This window comes from Acidiphilium iwatense, from assembly GCF_021556475.1.
In the GTDB taxonomy this organism is placed as follows: Bacteria; Pseudomonadota; Alphaproteobacteria; order Acetobacterales; family Acetobacteraceae; genus Acidiphilium; species Acidiphilium iwatense.
In genome coordinates this window covers 1-2,510 of record NZ_JAKGBZ010000118.1, presented here as the reverse complement: position 1 = coordinate 2,510, position 2,510 = coordinate 1, and the positions used below count along the sequence as shown (strand labels likewise).

Below are 2,510 nucleotides of genomic sequence, written 5' to 3'. Positions count from 1 at the left end.
ACCGCCCTCGGCAATATCAAATCCGCAATCACCGGCACGTACCGGGCGATCAGCACCAAGCACGTGCCGCGATACCTCGCCAAATTCGAGTACCGCTTCAACCGCCGATATGACCTCGCCAGCATGATCCCTCGACTCGGATACGCCATCGTAAAAGCGCCACCTATGCCTTATCGCTTGCTGAAATTGGCTGAGACTTATGGGTAAGCAGGAAATCTTGTTCCATTCACCGAAAGCCTGATTCGCGGTGATCAGGATCGATCGGTGTTCGTATCGGCGGCTGATCAGTTCGAACAGAACCGAGGTCTCGACCTGATCCTTGGTGACATAGGAAATGTCATCGAGGATGAGCAGGTGATAGCGATCGAGTTTCGAGATGGTGGCTTCGAGGGTGAGTTCGCGCCGCGCGATTTGCAAGCGCTGGACCAGATCGGTGGTTCTGGTGAACAACACCCGGAAGCCTGCTTCGATGAGGGCGAGACCGATCGCTGCACTGAGATGACTTTTGCCCACGCCGGGCGGGCCAAATAACAATAAATTGGCGCCGGTATCGAGCCAGGCATTGCCGGAGGCGAGTGCGGTGATGTGGGCCTTGCTGATCACCGGCACGGCGTTGAAGTCGAAATTATCGAGGGTTTTGCCGATCGGCAAGCGCGCTTCGAGCAGGTGGCGCTCGATGCGTCGTCGTTCACGATCGGCGACTTCGTGCTCGGCGAGAGCGGCGAGAAAGCGCGCGGCGGGCCATCCTTCCTTGTCCGATTGGGCGGCGAGATCGGGCCAGAGATGTTTGATCGTCGGCAGGCGGAGTTCGCCGAGCAGGAAGGCGAGCCGGGCAGAGTGGCCGACGGTTCCGGCGATCCGCGGGATCGCTGGCAGGACCACGGAAGGGGTATCGGCGGCATGGTTGGCGGTCATGCGACGTCTCCGCCGCTGATCATGCCAAGCTCGTTGTAAAGGCCGAGCGATACCGCTTCGATCATGATCACCGGTACGCTGGCGGTGGCGGGGCGGAAGCGTTCGCGCAAGGTGTCGAGGCAGGGCAAGTGGCCGGCATCGAGTTCGATCTCGAGAGCCTGTGCGAGTTCGGCTTCGCAGGCGTAGTCGTGCGCGAGACCGAGCAATTCGACGGTGATTTTGCAGGCGACCTTGTCGGACCGGCGCTCGGTCAGCGCATCGAAGGCGCGCGCATAGGCTGGACGTGGGAACAACTGGTTGCGATAGACCAGGTTGCGCAAGGCACCCGGCTTGCGGCGCAGGGAATGGATCACGTGGCGATAGTCGATGACGTGACCGTGCTTGCCGGTGGCGTGATCGGCGCGGCCGCGGGCGAGACTGAGCACGTGACTGGCACCGAGGAAGCATTCGAGCCGATCATCGTAGAGCCTGACGCGCAAGCGTTGCCCGATCATCCGCGCTGGCACCGAATAGAAGACCTTGCGCAGGACGAAGCCACTGGAGGATGTGACCTGAACCAGGGTCTCCTGGTAATCGATCGTGCGGTCAGCAGGCAGCGGATTGAGGGTGGCGCACTCGATGGCGATGGCTTTGCTTCGCCTTGTGTTATGGCGGGCGAAGATCTCGTCGATGAACCGGCGATAGGCGGCCAGATCCTCGAAGGCACGGCTGCCGCGGAGCAGCAAGGCATCTTCGATGGTTTTCTTGGCATGGCCGTGGGAGCTTTCGATCGTGCCGTTCTCATGGGCAACCCCGGTATTATTGCGGGTGGGCTCCATGTCGAAATGCGCGCAGAGGGCCGCATAGCGCGCGGTCAGGTCCTCAATCGCGTCACGGTCGAGATTGCGAAACGCGGCCGAAAGACTGTCGGTGCGGTGCTTCAACGGCACGCCTCCCAAAACGAACAGGGCGTTCTGCAAACCTTCGGCGAGGGCCGAATAGCTCTCCCCGCCGAGGATCACATGGCCGTGCTCGAAGCCGGAATGCGCCATCCGAAAATGATACAGGATATGATCCAGCGTCGCGCCAGCGATCATGACGCCGAGCCCGGCCAGGTCGGTGAAATCCGACAAGCCCAGTTCGCCCAGCGGATGGATCTGGCGGAACATGACGTCCTGCGCCGGACCGTGCAGGCCACGCCAGAGTTTGATCCGCCGCTCCAGCGTGCGCCGGATACCAGGGTCGAGTTCCGGATGGCGCCGGACCAGTTCCTCCAGCACGGCGATGGCACGCAGGCCGGGCGCCGCAGTCAGCATCGGCACGATCTCGGTATCCCAGACCGCCTCCAGCGGATCGGGGCGACGGCGTTGCCGGCGTGCCTGCGCCGCGGCAGGCAGATGCGGGCCGTGCTCGATCCGATAGGCGGTCGCGGTGCTGAACCCGCTCTTGGCCGCGGCTTGCTGCGGGGTATTCCCTTCGATACGTAATCTTCGCAGTAGAGACGCCCATTACTGAGCGCCCCCCGCGCAGATCCGGACAAGCCCAATTAAGGCATCCGGCTCCTACCTTGGGTGTTTGACGGCAAAGCGCGCATCTGGCCAAGGATGAAGGACACG

The 2,510-nt window shown here is 62.2% G+C and carries 2 protein-coding genes and 1 pseudogene; 1 reads left to right on the top strand and 2 read right to left on the bottom strand.

All coding sequences use genetic code 11. The features are described 5' to 3' along the window. The coding region (locus L2A60_RS20240) for a transposase (RefSeq protein ID WP_235706261.1) at positions 1–207 on the top strand (207 nt) is incomplete at its 5' end. Between the two features lie 57 nt (positions 208–264). Here L2A60_RS20240 and L2A60_RS20235 read toward each other — a convergent pair. Further along, positions 265–915 (bottom strand): annotated as a pseudogene (locus L2A60_RS20235) (ATP-binding protein); the annotation flags it as partial. After that, the gene (gene istA, locus L2A60_RS20230) at positions 912–2,390 is read right to left on the bottom strand and encodes an IS21 family transposase (protein WP_235706260.1); all 1,479 of its coding nucleotides are present in this window, start codon (positions 2,388–2,390) and stop codon (positions 912–914) included. The gene istA and the pseudogene L2A60_RS20235, both read right to left, overlap by 4 nt. Positions 2,391–2,510 lie beyond the last annotated feature (120 nt).